General features: G+C 69.3%; 15 protein-coding genes. 3 read left to right on the plus strand and 12 right to left on the minus strand.

The genetic code is table 11. The annotated features are described in order from the left end of the window. Both B056_RS40750 and B056_RS0117285 read right to left on the minus strand, forming a co-directional pair. Positions 1–1425 (minus strand): WD40 repeat domain-containing serine/threonine protein kinase (locus B056_RS40750; RefSeq protein ID WP_076784716.1); only part of this gene is annotated, 1425 nt, incomplete at its 3' end. Positions 1426–1615: 190 nt separating this feature from the next. Beyond that, positions 1616–2662, minus strand: a complete 1047-nt coding sequence (locus B056_RS0117285) for a helix-turn-helix transcriptional regulator (RefSeq protein WP_018503119.1) — start codon at positions 2660–2662, stop codon at positions 1616–1618. Between the two features lie 95 nt (positions 2663–2757). Between B056_RS0117285 and B056_RS0117290 the strand changes: the two genes are divergently transcribed. Continuing rightward, complete coding sequence (locus tag B056_RS0117290) at positions 2758–3168, plus strand: VOC family protein (RefSeq protein ID WP_026239799.1); 411 nt, start codon at positions 2758–2760, stop codon at positions 3166–3168. A 29-nt stretch (positions 3169–3197) separates the two neighbouring features. Here the strand turns inward: B056_RS0117290 and B056_RS0117295 are convergent, their stop codons facing one another. The 9 genes from B056_RS0117295 to B056_RS0117335 form a co-directional block, all read right to left on the minus strand. Further along, the gene (locus B056_RS0117295) at positions 3198–4244 is read right to left on the minus strand and encodes a TIGR03560 family F420-dependent LLM class oxidoreductase (RefSeq protein WP_018503121.1); all 1047 of its coding nucleotides are present in this window, start codon (positions 4242–4244) and stop codon (positions 3198–3200) included. After that, complete coding sequence (locus B056_RS0117300) at positions 4241–5581, minus strand: MFS transporter (RefSeq protein WP_018503122.1); 1341 nt, start codon at positions 5579–5581, stop codon at positions 4241–4243. Before B056_RS0117300 ends, B056_RS0117295 begins: the two co-directional genes overlap by 4 nt. Before the next feature lie 53 nt (positions 5582–5634). Beyond that, entirely contained in the window at positions 5635–6702 is a 1068-nt protein-coding gene (locus B056_RS0117305; RefSeq protein ID WP_018503123.1) for an NADPH:quinone reductase, read from the minus strand. Between the two features lie 46 nt (positions 6703–6748). Continuing rightward, on the minus strand, positions 6749–7378 hold the full coding sequence (locus B056_RS0117310; RefSeq protein ID WP_018503124.1) for an FMN-dependent NADH-azoreductase: 630 nt from the start codon (positions 7376–7378) through the stop codon (positions 6749–6751). A gap of 371 nt (positions 7379–7749) precedes the next feature. Beyond that, positions 7750–8010 carry an acyl carrier protein gene (locus B056_RS36965; RefSeq protein ID WP_018503125.1) on the minus strand — a complete coding sequence of 87 codons (261 nt, stop codon included), beginning with the start codon at positions 8008–8010 and terminating at the stop codon, positions 7750–7752. An 18-nt stretch (positions 8011–8028) separates the two neighbouring features. Continuing rightward, positions 8029–9096 carry a beta-ketoacyl-ACP synthase III gene (locus B056_RS0117320; RefSeq protein WP_018503126.1) on the minus strand — a complete coding sequence of 356 codons (1068 nt, stop codon included), beginning with the start codon at positions 9094–9096 and terminating at the stop codon, positions 8029–8031. A gap of 44 nt (positions 9097–9140) precedes the next feature. Further along, on the minus strand, positions 9141–9854 hold the full coding sequence (locus B056_RS0117325; RefSeq protein WP_026239802.1) for an AAA family ATPase: 714 nt from the start codon (positions 9852–9854) through the stop codon (positions 9141–9143). A gap of 64 nt (positions 9855–9918) precedes the next feature. Continuing rightward, positions 9919–11022: an AvrD family protein gene (locus tag B056_RS0117330; protein WP_076784717.1), complete on the minus strand. Its 1104-nt coding sequence runs from the start codon at positions 11020–11022 to the stop codon at positions 9919–9921. Positions 11023–11325: 303 nt separating this feature from the next. Continuing rightward, a complete protein-coding gene (locus tag B056_RS0117335) occupies positions 11326–12168 on the minus strand; it encodes an alpha/beta hydrolase family protein (protein ID WP_018503129.1) in 843 nt (280 codons plus the stop codon). Positions 12169–12492: 324 nt separating this feature from the next. Between B056_RS0117335 and B056_RS0117340 the strand changes: the two genes are divergently transcribed. Beyond that, the gene (locus B056_RS0117340) at positions 12493–13641 is read left to right on the plus strand and encodes a PP2C family protein-serine/threonine phosphatase (RefSeq protein WP_018503130.1); all 1149 of its coding nucleotides are present in this window, start codon (positions 12493–12495) and stop codon (positions 13639–13641) included. Here B056_RS0117340 and B056_RS42845 read toward each other — a convergent pair. Then, positions 13628–13783: a hypothetical protein gene (locus B056_RS42845; RefSeq protein WP_018503131.1), complete on the minus strand. Its 156-nt coding sequence runs from the start codon at positions 13781–13783 to the stop codon at positions 13628–13630. The genes B056_RS0117340 and B056_RS42845 overlap by 14 nt on opposite strands. 431 nt (positions 13784–14214) lie before the next feature. On the opposite strand from B056_RS42845, the gene B056_RS36970 reads away from it, so the two are divergent. Further along, positions 14215–15765: a vanadium-dependent haloperoxidase gene (locus B056_RS36970; RefSeq protein ID WP_018503132.1), complete on the plus strand. Its 1551-nt coding sequence runs from the start codon at positions 14215–14217 to the stop codon at positions 15763–15765. The last annotated feature ends 55 nt before the right edge of the window (positions 15766–15820 follow it).

Consider the following 15820-nt stretch of genomic DNA (forward strand, 5'->3'; position numbering starts at 1 on the left):
CGTGGTGTCTCTGCTGCTGCTGGCCAGAGTTCGGCCGTCTGGAGAGAAAGCCACCGACATCACCCCGAGGGTGTGACCGGACAGCGGTGGGCCAATGCGGTAGGGGCGGGTCCGGTCGGTGACGTCCCATAGAATGATCGTGGTGTCTTTGCTGCTGCTGGCCAGAGTTCGGCCGTCCGGAGAGAAAGCCACCGAGGCCACCCAGTCGGTGTGGCCGACCAAAGGCAGGCCCAGTGCGTTTGCGACGGGGGTCGGTGTTACTCCGGGGGAAATTACCGGTGTGGAGGGGCGAGGAAAAGGTTCGTGCGGATTCCTGCTGCGAGCGGCTATAGGAACGAGGACGGTGCCCGCAACGGCGAGTAGGGTGAGCGCCGCGATTATGACGAGGCGGTGGCGCCGGAGATACGACCGTGCGTGGTGCCTGCGGCCGGCGACGTTCTCGCCGCCCGGTTCGCCCTCGGGGGTGCCGCCTGGCATATGCGTAGATGACACTGTGCCGGTGCCGGTGCCGGAAGGTGGCGGCTGTCGGGTGGGCCCCGCTCGGCGTTCGGCTGCGGCGCGTACATCGTCGTCGAGTCGTAGCGACACTCCGGACGAGGCTATCCAGCCCGGTCCGTATGCGGTGACGGCGGCCTTCGCCAGGTCGATCGCAAATGCGTGCGCGGATGGCGGTCGGTCCGCCGGGAGCACGGAAAGAAGCTGAAGGACTGTCGCCATCACCGGCTCGGGTATGCCGATTGGTGACGGGATTTTCTGGTCTGTGTGCTTCAGGCCTGGAGACTGCGTATTCGTAGCTGGATCGAACGGAGGTCCACCGGTCAGCAGCAGGTAGAGGACCACTCCAAGTGCGTACAGATCTGTTCCTGGCCCCAGCCGGGCGCCCGCCATCTGTTCGGGGGCCATGAACAGCGGTGTTCCAATCACCGAGCTCGCGGTGGCTGCCGCACCGCTTACCATTTTGGCGATTCCGAAATCGGCCACCTTGAGCAGCCCATCGGCATCGAACAGCATGTTGTCAGGCTTGATGTCGCGGTGCAGCACGCCCCTGGAGTGCGCACACGACAAGGCTCCGGCCACCGCCAGGCCGACCGCGCAGGTCCCCTGCTGGCTGATGTTCGCCTGGTGGCGGGTGAGTGTTCCTCCAGCCAGCATCTCCATGACGATCAGACGCACGTCATCGGTCTCGACGTAGTCGTACACCCGGACGATGTGTGGATGATCGAAGCCGGCGAGGATCCGTGCCTCGGCGGCCAGACCGGCGGTCAGCCCGAAACGGTCCCGCGTGGCCAGCACCTTGATCGCCACGTCGCGCCCCAGGCGACGGTGCCAGCCGGCAAGCACCACCCCGAACGAGCCGGCGCCGATCTGATCACCCAGCTCGTAGCCGGGCAGCGCCGCGGCCACCTGCGCACGATCAACGATCACGGTGGGGCCTGCCCCAGGAACGACGTCGACTGACGTCCGTCCCGAAACCACCTGTTTCGCCTGACACGATGCGCGAGCCTAACGACCGCTGTGCCTGTCCTGGCAGCAGGGCGGCCTGTGATCGAAGCTCGTGGGAGACGCTCGGCCCGCATGACCTGTCCGCGGGAGAGTCGAGCCGGCGGCGCCGGCGTCACTGATTCCGATCATGTGGGAGACGGTCCGCGCGGGCGGAGGCCGAGAGACGGTCGGCGAGTGCGAGGACGAGGCCGCGCAGTTCGTCCGGTCGCTCGATGACGAACGGCCGGTCGAGGGACGCGAGCACCGGGGGAAGCCAGTCGAGCCGCTCCGCCCGGATCTCGACCCGCAGCCAGCCCGCGGCCCCGGGATCGGCGGCTCCCGTGGACGGCGGCTCCGCCCCGGTGGCGACGGTCGCGACGCTGGCCGGAAGCCGGGCCCGGATCTGCTCGACGGTCCCCTGGATCCACAGGGTCACCTCATGCTGGTACGGGGCCTGGGCCAGCCCGGCGAGGACGTGCCGCGCCGGATCGAACCCGTCGGGCGGTTCGAACGAGCCGGGCAGGGCCCGGGCGTGCGCGATGCGGTCCAACCGGAAGGTCCGGTCCTCGCCGGTCCCGAGATCCGCACCCGTCACGTACCACCGGCCGTTGTGGGCGACGAGCCCGTACGGGTGCAGGGTGCGTTCGCTGCGCCGTCCGTCGGCGGCGGTGTACCTGATCGAGATCGGCCGGTGATGGCGCACCGCGTCGGCGACGGGGAGCACGACCGCGGTCTCCGGAGCGGTGCCCGGCGCGGCGCCGTGGGCGGTCGCCCCGGCGGGCGCGGCGGTGAAGGCGAGGGAGTCGAGCACGGCGTCCAGCCCGTGTGCGAGCCGTTCGGGCAGGACCCGCCGGATCTTGGCCGCCGCGGTCTCGCTCGCGGCGCCGGTCGTCGCCAGCAGGCCCGCCCGGCGGCCGGCGACCAGGCCGAGCAGCACGGCGAGCGCCTCGTCGTCGTTCAGCATGAGCGGCGGCAGGCGGTAGCCGGCGGCGAGCCGGTACCCGCCGTAGCGGCCGCGCACCGACTCGACGGGCACGTCGAGGTCGATCAGGTGCCGCACGTACCGCCGCACGGTGCGTCCGTCGACACCGAGCCGGTCGGCGAGCTCGGACACCGTCCTGGTGCCACCCGACTGCAGGAGCTCCAGCAGGGTGAGGACCTGAGCGGTGGGTCGGACCATCAGCGGAATTTAGCCCGAATACCGGACGGTTTCTGTCCTGTATCGGTTCTAGCGTGTGCGACGACGGCTCAGCCGAACCGAACCAGGAGATCACCATGAGCTTCGTGTCGATCCGCGTCATCACCGGGGACGTCGCTCGTCTTGTCGCCTTCTACGAACAGGTGACCGGCGCGCGGGCGGACTGGTCCAACGAGGACTTCGCCGAGCTCAGGACCACCTGCGCCACGCTCGCGATCGCCAGCACCCGCACCGTCGCGCTGTTCGCGCCGGACGCGGCCCGCCCGTCCGACAACCGTTCCGTGATCATCGAGTTGCTCGTGGACGACGTGGACGACGTCCACCGGAACCTGGCGAACGTCGTCGAGGACGTCGTCAGCGAGCCCGCCACCCTGCCCTGGGGCAACCGGTCGTTCCTGTTCCGCGACCCCGACGGCAATCTCGTCAACGTCTTCACCCCGATGACCCCGGCCGCTGTCGCGAAGTTCGGTCGGTCGCGCTCCGCCTGAAGGCGACGGGCGGCCACCCACGGGATCTCTCAGGACGTCTTCCAGACGGGAGCCAGTGCCGCGCCGACCGCTTCGATGAGGTCGAGGCGGTCGGGGTGCGCGGGCATGTTGACGATGAGCCCGCCGAGTCCGAGGCCGCGGATCCGGGCGGACTGTTCGGCGAGTTGGTCGGGGCTTCCCCAGAGGAGCCGGACACGATCGCGGCTGCCCTGGTCCGCCAGCACGGCAGGCAGGTCGGGTACGCCGCGCAGGACCGGCAGGGCGCCGGCGTGCCGTTCCGCCTCCCGGCGGTCGACCCCGGTGACGACGGTGCCCACCCAGGTCCGGTGGACCGAGGCCGGGTCGCGGCGGAGGTCCGCGCAGTGCGCGTCGAGCGCGTCGAGCTTCCGGCGGATGTCGGTGACGGTGGCGAGCAGGTTCGTCGCGTCGGCGTACTGGGCGACCAGCCGGAGCGTCCGCCGTTCGTCACCTCCGCCGATCATGATCATCGGCCCGCCGGGCTGGAGCGGCTGGGGTTCGTTCAACGCCTGGTGTATCGAGGCCGCGTCGCCCGGCACGGTCGCCGGGCTGGTGCCGAACATGGCCCGGGCGATACGCAGGGCGTCCTCGAGCAGGGCGTAGCGCTCGTTGAGCGTCACGTCGGGATAGCCGTAGGCCAGTTGCTCCTCGCGGTTCCAGCCCGCGCCGATCCCCAGCAGCGCGCGCCCGCCGGACACGACGTCCAGGCTGGTGACGATCTTCGCCAGGTGCGCCGGGTTCCGGTAGGTGACGCCGGTGACGAGCGCGCCGAGCCCCACGTCCCGGGTCCGGGCGGCGAGCGCCGCCAGCAGCGTGTAGCTGTCGAGCATGGGCGCGTGGGCCGGCCCCATGATCGAGATCTGGTGGAAGTGATCCATCACGAACAGGGCGTCGAACCCGGCCCGGGCCGCGGTGGTGGCTGTTTCCACGAGCCGTTCGAAGAGCCGGTGCGGGGGGACCGCCGGCAGCCGGGGAATCTGGAGGCCCAGGCGGAACGGCCGGCGGCCGGCGGTGTCGGCACCGCCGGCGGGCGGCGTGACGGCCGGCGCGGCGGTCACGGGGAGGCCAGCCGTGATGTCTGCGCGGCGCCGGGCGCCGGCGTCGCCTCCGTGCCGGGGGAGTCGCGGTCGACGGACTCGTGCTGGAGATCCGCCGATTTCGCTGCGCGTGCCATTGGTTCCTCTCGGAGATGGGGGCGTGGTTCCCGTCCTGGCCTGCGCCCGGTGTGCCACAGCCACAGCAGGGCGGCCCCGGCGGGAGCGGCCGCGGCCAGCGCCGCGACTCCGCTCCAGCCCCACCGGGTGAAAAGCGTTCCGGCCAGGGCCGAGCCCGCCGCGCCGCCCAGGAAGAAACTGGTGATGAACACCGTGTTCATCCGGGCCCGGGCCTCCGGCCGGGTCGCGTAGATGACCGTCTGGCCGGTGACCAGCGTGACCTGCACGGCGATGTCCATGACGACGGCGGCCGCGGCGAGCGCGAGCAGGCTGTCCGGCGCGAGCCCGCTCAGCGCCATCGCCGCGCAGGCGGCGACCAGGGCGATGCCGGTCGCCGTGTGCCCGCGCGAGCGGTCTCCCAACCGGCCGGCCACCGGGGCGGCGACCGCGCCGCTGGCGCCGATGAGGGCGAAAAGACCGATCTCGGGCTGGCTCAGGTGGTGGGCCGAGGTGAGGTGGTATCCGATCGCCGTCCAGAAAAGGGTGAAGGTGGCGAACATGCACGCCTGGTAGACGGCACGCTGACGAAGGATCGGCTCGTCCCGGAGCAGCCCGGCCATCGACCGGAGCAGCGCGGGGTACCCGATGGTCACCGCGGGTTGGTGGCGGGGCAGGGTCCGGGTGAGGACCACGCCCACGGCGAGCATGGCCCCGGCGGACAGGGCGTAGACGGCTCGCCAGCCCAACGCGCCGGCCAGGAATCCCGAGACGGACCGCCCGAGCAGGATTCCCAGCAGCAGCCCGCTCATCACCCGCCCGACCGTCTCACCGCGCCTGTCCGGCGGCGCGAGGTGCGCCGCCAGCGGCAACAGGATCTGCACGACGGTGGAGGCGGCGCCGCAGACGAACACGGCTCCGAGAAAGACTCCCAGGGAGGGCGCCAACGCGGCACCGACGAGCGCCGCGGTCGCGCCGGTGAGCAACCAGGCGGCCATCCGTCGGTTCTCGACCAGATCGCCCAGCGGGACCAGGAAGACCAGCCCGAGGATGTAGCCGAGTTGCCCGGTCGTGACGGCGAGGGAGGCCGTGCCCCGGCTCACCGCGAAGTCGTCGGCGAGCAGGTCCAGCACCGGCTGGGCGTAGTACAGGTTCGCCGCGCTCATCCCGCAGGTGAGGGCCAGGACAACAGTGAGCAGCCGCAGTCGCCGGGGCGACGGCTGGCTGCCGCCGGTGGTCATCATGTCGCGGACCCTTCGTCTGACACCGGACCGACAGGTGTCGCGCGGGGGCAGGGCTACTGCGGGATCACGTCGACAAGGACCTTGCCGACGACGTTGTTCGCGACGGCGGCGTGGGCCGCGACGATCTGTCGCAGGGAGTAACGATGGAGGGGGAGTCCGTTCTCGGCGCCGACCCGCAGTGCTCCGTCGGCCAGGGCGGCCTGAACCGCCCGTACCGCGTTCGCCTTCGCGATCGCCGGCACCGTGTAGACGAGGACGAACTGGACCCTGGTGTTGGCGAACATCGCCGGGCGGACCGGGATGTGAAGCGCGGGTTGGTCCGCGGTGAAGGCGTACACGGCGATCGTGCCGTGCTCGGCGAGGACCGCCTGGTTCAGCGCCGCGTTCGCGGCCGGGTTGACCTCTACGACGATGTCAACCCCGGCGGGAGCCACGGCACGGATCGCCTCCGCGGGATTCCCGTCCCGGTAGTTGACGACGTGTCGCGCGCCGGCCGCGGTGGCGAGCTCGGCCTTCGCCGCCGAGCTGACGGTCGACACGACCACGGCACCGGCCCAGCGGGCGAGCTCGATGGCCGCGTGGCCCACGGCCCCGGCGCCGCCGGCCACGAGCACGGTCTGGCCGGCCAGCGCGGCCGGGCGCAGGATGTCGGGCCCGCCCTCCCCGACGGTGAGGGCCCGGTGCGCGGTGAGCGCGGGAATCCCGAGGCTGGCGCCCAGCGCGAACGTGCTGCCGTCGGGCAGCGGGACGGCCTGATGCTCGGGGACGACGACGAACTCCGCGGCGGTGCCCCCGGGCCGTCGCCAGGCCGCCTCCCAGACCCAGACTCGCTGGCCGACCCGTTCGGGGGCGACTCCGGTTCCCACGGCGTCGATCGTCCCGGCGCCGTCCTGGTTCGGGGTCTGGGCTCCGAAGGGCACCGGGCGGCCCGGCGCCTCCCCGGCGCGCGCCCGCCAGTCCGTGGGATTCACCCCCGACACGCTGACCCGTACCCGCACCTGCCCGCGTTCGGGCCGCGGGACCGGCCGCCGCACCACCTCGATGACCTCGGGGCCGCCGGTACGGGTGTAGACCGCGGCCGCCATGCGGTTGTCGACCGTCGTATGGGTGTCGACTGTCATACGGTTGTCGACCGTCCTGCGGTTGTCGGTTCTCGCCGGGATCGGCTCAGAAGCTCCTCCCGAGGTCCCGGGCCTGACGCCGGGCCTGCTCGAAGGCCGCCTCGCCGTCGGCCAGCAGGGCGTTCCCCTGGAAACGGATCTCGGTCACGTCGAAAATTCCGACGAAACGCAGCCAGTCGTCGAAGAAGGACGACTGGAAGTCGAGGCCGAAGGACGCCGGGACACCGGGGCTGTAGACACCGCTGGTGTAGACGACGACGGCTCTCCTGCCGCCCCCGAGCAGGCCGGAGTAGCCGGCGACCGGGTCGAACCCGAACGCCCAGCCGGGCTGGGTGACGATGTCGATCCACTGCTTGAGGACGTAGGGGACACCGGCGTTCCACATCGGGATGTTGAACAGGTAGGTCTCGGCGGCGGCGAACCGGTCGAAAACCGACCGGGCCTGCGCCCAGAAGTCGACCTGATCAGGGGTCTGCTCCTGCCCGGAGAAGGCTGCCATCTTGGCCGCCGCGGCCACCCGGCCGAAGTCGGGAAGGTGCCCGTCGAAAAGGTCGAGAGAATCAATTTTTACCTCCGGGTTGCTGTCCCGGTAGCTTGCGAGAAACGAGTTCGCGATGGCGAGCGACTGGCTCTCGCTGTCGCGTGGGGACGCGCTCACGTGCAGCAGGCGGCTCATGGAGACGTCCTTTCTGGGAATGTCTTTCGAGTTTCATGAGGGTGGTGACCGAAGCTGCTGAATGCCGGACGTCAGGCATATTTCGGGCATTCGGTGGCTGTCGTGCGGGTTTCGCGGAGATGTCGCCGGGAGGGGGAGTGGGGCACCGTACTGGGCATTAAACCCGATGAAGTCCCGCCCGGCAAGGGTTCACGCCGACCAAGGTTGAATTAATATTGGGAGGCGTTGATGATTCTGTGGTCCTTGGTGGATGGGATCGCCACTCGAACCCATCTTCAAGGTTAACTAAAAACGGTTACCGACCTATATTAGGTAGCTGATTTTGTGGTCTCTTGCTGCTGGAAGAATTCGCGCGGTCCGGCGAACGAGCGTCACGCGGCACCCCGGTGGGTGGTCGGGGCGGGAAGCCTGGCGGCGGCGAGCTGCGCGGCCTGGCGCACAGTCAGACCTTCGGTCAGCTCCCCGTCCTCGATGACGAGGTCGAACTCGTTCTCCAGGATCACCGTGAGTTCGGTGAGGACGAGCGAGTCGACCCCGAGCTCCTCGAAGGTCATCTCTGGTCGGATGTCCTCGGCGGCCAGGCCGAACTGGTCGATCAGCAGATCAGTCAGAATTCTCGTCATCGTGTTCATGGGTCTCTCCTGTTCTTCTCAGGCTGGCTGGCTGATGGATTCGACGGCGTCCCGCGGAGCGCCGGCCAGCTCGATCCGCGGCCAGGTCAGGACGACAGAACCCCAGGCGAGCCCACCGCCGAAGGCCGTCAGGGCGATTTTGTCGCCGACCGCGAACGTCCCGGCCGCCGTGCCGTCCGCCAACATGAGTGGAATGGACGCGGCAGAGGTGTTGCCGACCGAGTCGATGTTGACCACGGCCTGTTCCCGGCGCACCCCGAGTTGGTCCGCGAGCAGCTGGAGGATGCGGACGTTGGCCTGGTGGCCGACGAGCCAGTCGATCTCGTCCAGGCCCCAGCCGGCGCTTCTCAGCGCCGCCTGCAGCGAGGCCGTCATGTGCTGGACGGCGTTCTTGAAGACCGCCTTCCCCTGCATGGCGAAGTAGTAGTCGCGAGGATCGGGAACAGCCTCGGTCAGCCGCTGGCGCGAGCCACCCGCCGGCACCCTGATGAGGTCCTTGAGGTGTCCGTCCGAGCCCAAATCGAAGGCGAGCAGTGCGCCCGGCTCAGTCCGCTCGCCGGCCCGGAGCACGACTGCCCCGGCACCGTCACCGAAGATCGGCGCGGTCGTCCGGTCCCGCGGGTCGATGATGGAGGTGAACGCCTCGGCCCCGATGACCAGGACGCGCTCCGCGAGTCCGGCCGAGATCGCGCCGGCTCCCACGCCCAGGGCGTAGACGAATCCGGCGCACACCGCGCTGACATCGAACGCGGGTACGGGGCCGAGCCCGAGGCGGAACGCGATGTCCGGGGCCGATGCCGGACACGGGTAGTCCGGGGTGGTGGTGGCGAGGATCACCATATTCGCGGTGGCGGTGGCGGTGGCGGTGCCGGTCGCCGCTGCCGAGGCCAGGGCGCGCCGGCCGGCCTCGACCGCGAGGTCGCTGGTGGCCATGCCGGCGGAGACGACATGCCGCTGTCGGATTCCGGTCCGGGAATATATCCATTCATCGGATGTATCCAGCTGTTCGGCCAGCATCTTGTTGGTCACCACATGTGGAGGAAGGTAGCCGCCGAGACCGGCGACCACCGCGGCTCGTGTCCGCACTGTCCGTTCCCCTGTCCGTGTCGGAGCTGCTCGGTGGACGGCCGTCAACCGACCGGGCTGGGCAGTCGTTCGGTCTCGCCGCGTACATCCAGCTGTGCGTATTCTTCGAGCGCACGCGACACCGCGCGGTCCACCTCCATGACTCGCGGGAAAGCGAAGATCTCGGCGATCGTGTCCAGTCGTTCGGGCAGCGAGCCGCCAACGACGTGATAGGGAATCGCCAGCTCGGTCAGCGTCCTCATCAGCAGCTCGTCGGACATCGACCGGAACCGCTCATTGACCGGACGGTGACCGTCCGTGGTCAGGGGGAGTTCGTTCGGCAGGTGCACGAACGCATCGAAGGTGCTTTTGACATGCCGCTTGAATGCATTCCCGAGCTGGCTCATAACTGATTCGAAGAACTCGATCTCAGGAGTCCGCTCGACCGTCTCGAGATCCCGGAGGTGGAGCGAGGCGTTCGGGTTTATGCCGACCGTCACCCGCACCGACCCGTAGATCCACTCCTGGAGCGAGGAGCCGTCCGAGACGAATCCGTCCCAGAGCCTGCTCTCGTGTACGGCCCGGTCGACGTGCCGGACGACGATCATCTGGAGCAGCTCCGCGGCGGTGCACTGTTCGAGAGTCTTTCCAGGGGCTGCCTCGGGCAGGATCTCGCGCATCGTCATCGCCCTGGTCCGAGGGATCCCGGTGAAGTGGGACAATGCCATCGCCGTGACAGTCTTGCCCGCCGAGTAGGTTCCCGATATTCCAAGCCTCATCGTGTGAGCTCCAGTTGTGGGAGAAGCGGGACGGAGGGGCTGGCCGGGGCGTTCCCCGGGCCGGTCACGGCAGCCGGTGGGCGACCGCGCACCGGACAGCCACCCCGTCGCAGGTGCCGTCGATCGACGCGGTGCGCCAGCGGTGGGCATCCCGGCCGGTGACCAGCCGGCTGTTGGACAGCGACACGGCGGCGGCGAACGGTCCGGCGGAGGATGCCGGGCCGGTGGCGGGCCGCCCGTGGCCCGGCGCGGAGACTCTCGTGTGCCGCATCCACAGCGTGTTGCTGTCGGTTCGGGTCAGCCCGTCCATCTCGTAGAGCAGAATCTGGCCGAGCTGCAGCGCGACGACGAACGAGTCGATCATCGAGACCGGCGGATGGCAAGCGCTCGCCGGCTGACGCCCGGCACGGGGTGGCGGTACCTGCGGTACCGGCTGCGGTGCCTGCGACATCCGCGCCATCGCGTCCGCCCGAGCCGCTGGGACATTCGCGATGATCTGTTCCACGGTCGGCCAGCGATGCCGGTAGCCGGAACCGTAGGGGCCCGGGTCGCTGGATCCGAGTAGCTCGTCCCACCGTCGGTCCGCCGTGTTCTCCGTGCCCGCGGTGCCCGTGCTGTCCGCGGTGCCCGTGCTGTCCGCCGCCTTGGCCCGGCCCGCTGGATGATCGAGCTCGACCCGCGCGGTCATGACGCCGACCTGGCAGTCGAAGGCGGAGACGCGGCGATGTGGCGCGTCCGGGTGCGGGACGGTCGTCCGGAGCGCCGCCCGGACCTCGACGTCGTCCAGGCCGTCCTCGACCGGAGCGGTACCCGCCCGGACGTCAACCTGGCGGGGCCAGATCCGGAACTGGTCGTGGTCGACCAGCTCGAAGGCCCGCGCCGCGCAGCTCATCGCGGCCCGGACGGCCAGCATCAACACGTCGACCGTGGACAGGTGCGGACGCAGCTCGACGTCGCCGGTCTTCACGGACCAGTCCGTCGGATAGTCGATCCTGAAACGAGCCCGCACCTGTGTCGACCCAGTTGTCCTGCCGAAGGAACCGGCATCACGGAAAGCGTAGCCAACCCGCCGGTAGCCTGATCCGAAAAAACGACTGTCGGCTGGCCCGAGATAGTCGTCCACCGACGCGAGGGAAAGGATTCCCTCCCTCGTCCGGGTGACCCCCATAGAAAGCACCTTCCTTCCGGCTGGTCTTCCGGGTTTCACCCTGGGCTTGGTCCTGCCGTGTTCCGCGCTCCTGTCGCTCTCCGCGATTCCGGGACAACCGTGGCGTTTCGAACGGCGTCTCCGTGGCTACTTAGCCGTGATCGTTTTCCGTGTCGGCTTGCAGACAAAGTCTGTTCCGGGGTGCGGTGGCATTGCCCTTAGCGGGATACGGCCACCATGGTCAACGCGTTTGTTGCAAAACAACGGCGACCGGCTCGGTCGAGGCTGTGAATGGTGGTTGTGAAGGATCTCCGTTTACAGCGGTCACAGGTGCGCGCGGAACCACTCGCCGACCACCCGGTCCACGACCCCGGCCAGCGGGATCTGCGGTGCCGGTTCGAGTCCGGGCTGTTCGGCGAGCGGGTGGTCCAGGCCGGGAATCGTGCTCAGGCGGACCCGTTTCGGGTCCCGGTACCCGGCCCGCAGCGCGGCCACCAGCTCGCCGGCGTCGGCGCGGCTGACCGGGTAGTCGAGCTCCCCGCTGACCACGAGGACCGCCGGCGCCGGCCTACGGCCGCTGATCAGCCCGGCGTGGGCCACGAAGTCCAGGTGGTCGGCCGCGGCGTGCGCCCGCTCGCCCCAGTCGTAGGACGTCCCCGCCGCCGCGGTGAAGACGTCGACCACGGTCCGGGCCCGGATGGCCGGGTTCACCAGCGCCACCGCCGAGATCTGCACCGGCAGCCGGGCCACCACGTTGAGCGCGACCGTCCCGCCCAGCGACGCGCCGACGATCCCGATCGGGCCGCCGAGCAGGGGGAGCTCGTCCTCCAGCGCGTCGAGCACCGGGAGGAACTCGTCGGTGGCCTGCCGGACCACCGGGTCGACGTACCGCAGCATCGGATCGGCCAGCGCGGCCTCGTAGGCACCCTCCACCGGACGTCGGCCCACCAGCGGCATCCCGAGATGCACCCGCCAGGCGGGGACGTCGGCCAGTGGCAGCGCGGCGGCGAACGCGCTGTCCGAACGGGGCGCGTCCATCATGTGCCAGGTCACCACCAGTGGTGCCGGGGCGTCGGCGCCACCGGCCGGCGGCAGCGCCGTGAACGGAACGCCGGCCGCGTAGCCGGTGATCGGTGTGCTGTTCCCGCCCGTGACCGCCTCTGTCATGGTGGCGAACCTAGAGCGCCGGGCGCGCCGGGGGGAGAGCGATCTGCCGGCAGCAGACAGGTCGTCGTCCCGGCCCGCCGTGGCCGATGACCACCAGCTGTCGGGGAGGAGGGGGGCGTCGGTGGGCCGACGACCACGCCTTGTAGACGGCCTTCGTCAGCGACGTCCAGGCCGAGATCCGCCGGCACCAGGCGGCGTTCGGCGCGCCCGACCCGGGGTGTGGCCGACGCCGCGTATCCGGACCGTGTATCCGTCCGCCCGGGACCGTCCGCCCGGTGACCGCTCGGGCGGGTCGGGGCACACCCGACGGGTACCACGCTCGGTGTGAACATCGGGCGGGTCCGTTCGCTGGTAGCGGCGGTGGTCCCGCTTGTCATCATCGTGGCGGTCTGCGTCGTCGACGCCGCCGGCGGACCCGCCTTCGTCATCATCGCGCTCGTGGTCATGGCTCCGCTGTTGGCCGCCAGCACGGTCGGTCCCAGCCTGACCGGTTTCTACGCGCTCGTCGCGCTTGCCGGGGCTAGCGCGGTGGAGATCGCGAACCAGGTCGTGGAACCAGGTGCGGGAGGCGGCCAGCTCGCGCGGGTGATCCGGCTCGCCGGCATCGCCCTCGGCGGCGGGATAGCCGTGGTCGCGAGCCGGGTCCGCCGGGCCCGGGAGCGCCGGCTGACCGCTCTCGTGCGGGTGGCCGAGGTCGCGCAGCGTGCCATTCTGAGCCCGGTCCCGGCGGCCGTCGGCGGCCTGCGGTTCACCGCCCTGTACCGGAGCGCGGCCACGGAGGCCAGCGTCGGCGGAGACCTCTACGAGGTGGTGGACACCCGATGGGGCGTGCGGCTGCTGGTGGGGGACGTCCGCGGCAAGGGGCTGGAGGCGGTTCGGCTTGCGAGCCGGGTCCTGGGCTGCTTCCGGGCGCTCGCGGGGCGGCTCGAGGACCCGGCGGACCTGATGGCGGCGCTCGACAGCGAGGTCGCCGCCTTCGGGAGCGAGCGGGGCGAGGATTTCGTCACCGCGGTCGTCGCCCAGATCGACCGCGCCGGGCGGATGTCGCTGCTCAACGCCGGCCACCCGGACCCGCTGCGGGTCCGGGGTGGCGTCGTGGAGCCGCTCGGTGCCGCCGACCGACAGCCGCCCCTCGGGCTCGGTGCCGCGCCGGCCGCGGCTCACTTCCTCGTCGCCCGGTCCGACCGGATGCTCTTCTACACCGATGGCCTGGTCGAGGCCCGCAGCCGCGGTACCCGGGAGTTCTTCCCGCTGCTTCCGGCCGTGTCGGACGCGTTCGCCGTCCCGGAGCTGCCGGTGGCGAACGCGAACCTGGTCGACGCGCTCGTCTGCTGGACCGGCGGCTCGCTCGGCGACGACGTCGCGCTCGTCGCTATGGAGCGCCCCGAGCCGGGGGCTGAGCAGGCCCTACCGGCCAGCGGCGAGCTGGCTGCGGCCACATCGACAGGGCCGGGGGATTTCAGGACCGGGTAGTGAGCGTGACCAGGATCGAGCGGACGGACGTCGCCGGGCGCTTGAGCGGGTTCTCGAGTTCCGGACCGGTGGCGGCGAACTCCCCGCGGAACATGCCCAGGAGCATGGCCGGCCGGGCCCCGGGGGCTCCGTTTCCGACCATTGCGGACTTCCGGGTTTCGTGTATAGGAAAACTATTCCCTCGATGAGACGTCTGTCGAAGTGTGATAGTGAGGATGTTCCAAAATCCCGCTGATGGCATTACAGTGACACGACCGGTTACACCTCTCGGTCTCTGTGGCTACGGGACCTCGCATGTGGCGTGTCGTCGACGACGTGCTGGGAGGTGTTGCTTTATAGCAGCGGGCTGTCGGCCCCCGAGCAAAGAATCCCTGTGTCGCCGGCGAGGAGGAAGCTAGGCATGAAAATTCGACATTTATCCCGTAAAGGATTTTTGGGCACCACTCTGTCCTGTCTGGTCGCGGCCACCGTCGTCGTCCTCTCGGGGGCGCCCGCATCCGCATCAACTGAAACCGATAGAGATATAATCATCGACTGGTATCAGACGAGCGGATTTCTGCTTTTCAACAGGGCGTGACGAGTGAAACCCCGCCGTGGGTCTCCGCGCCCGACAAGGCGTTGGTGAACGGTGCGGTGTACGACGCCATAAACGGGATCTCCCGCGCTCATCAGGCCTACGTCGCCATACCTCCCTCTGCGGATCCGAACGACTCTGTGGGAGCGGCGGCGGCGACTGCTTCCTACCGGGTGTTGTCGAGCCTCCTCCCGGATATGGCGTCGATGCTTGACTCCAAATACCAGTCGACGCTCGCCTTGATTCCTGACGGTCCTGCCAAGAACGGTGGCATCGCTGTGGGTGAGGAGGCCGCCTCGGCGATGCTCGCCGCCCGGCAGAACGACGGGCGCAATGCGGAAGACGAGACGTTCCCAACCGGAAATGGCCCCGGGCAGTTCCGGCCGGTACCTCCGAGCTACCAACTTGATTCCCATGCCTGGGTTAGGAAAGTGAAGCCGTTCCTGATCCCCGGGGTTGGGCGATTCCAGGTCGAGGAGCCCATCCTGGTGACCAGTCAACAGTACGCGGCAGACTTCAATGAGATCAAGAGCCTCGGGTCGCAGTCCAGCGCGACGCGGACACCGGAGCAGCTTGATATCGGGTTGTACTGGCAGCAGGCGCCGTGGGACGAGATCGCCGCGCAACTCGCCCGACGCCAGGGCCTCGACGGGTCAGAGACGGCTCGCCTTTTCGCCATGGCGGCTCTCGCGGACGCTGACGGCCAGATAATGGTTGGCCATAACAAGTACCTCTACCACAGGTGGCGGCCGGTTACGGCGATCCGCGAGGCTGACACGGATGGGAACCCGGCGACAGCAGCCGACCTGAACTGGTTGCCGTTGGAGGACCAGTCGGAATGGGAGCATCCGGAGTACCCGGCGGGCCACAACTACGCCGGTGGGGTGTACACGAGGGCCTTCGAGAACTTCTTCGGCAGTGACACCATCCCCGGAGGCGCGATCAGTGTCTTCAGTCGTTCTTCCAACACAACCCGGCGTTTCACCAGCTTCTCTCAGATGGCAGGAGAGATGATCAATGCTCGGATTAACGTGGGGGTGCACTTCCGTACCAGTAATGAGGTGGGTACGAGGGGTGGTCAGAAGATCTCTGACTACGAATTCGCGAACTACTTCCAGTCGTGTGATCGCACTGTGGCCGGCACTCGTCAGGGTTCGCTGAACCTGACCACGGGTGTCACGTGCCTGGCACCAGGCGCCCGGGTGACCGGCTCGATCAACGTCTCGGGTGGTGCTGGTTTCGTCGCCGATCACGCCAGCGTCGGCGGGTCGATCAACGCCAGTGGTGCGAGCAGGGTCCACATCCGCGACATCAGTGTCGGCGGGTCGGTCAGCGTCAGCGGAACAACCGGCCAGGTGCTGGTTTCTCGCGCGAACATCAGTTCCTCGGTGCTGATAGCCAATAACAGGACGGGGCAACGGCCGATCGTGGTGTCGGGGAACCATATCGGCGGTAGCCTGTCCTGCTCTGGTAATCAGCCTGCTCCTGTCAACGACGGGGCGCCGAACATCGTCGGGGGCTCGAAGAGCAATCAGTGTGGCAGCCTCTGAGTCGAGTCGGAACAAAAGGAGATCGCTGTAGGCACGGCCAGACCGACCTCTGTCG

Origin of the sequence: Parafrankia discariae (assembly GCF_000373365.1) — a bacterium.
Classification (GTDB): domain Bacteria; phylum Actinomycetota; class Actinomycetes; order Frankiales; family Frankiaceae; genus Parafrankia; species Parafrankia discariae.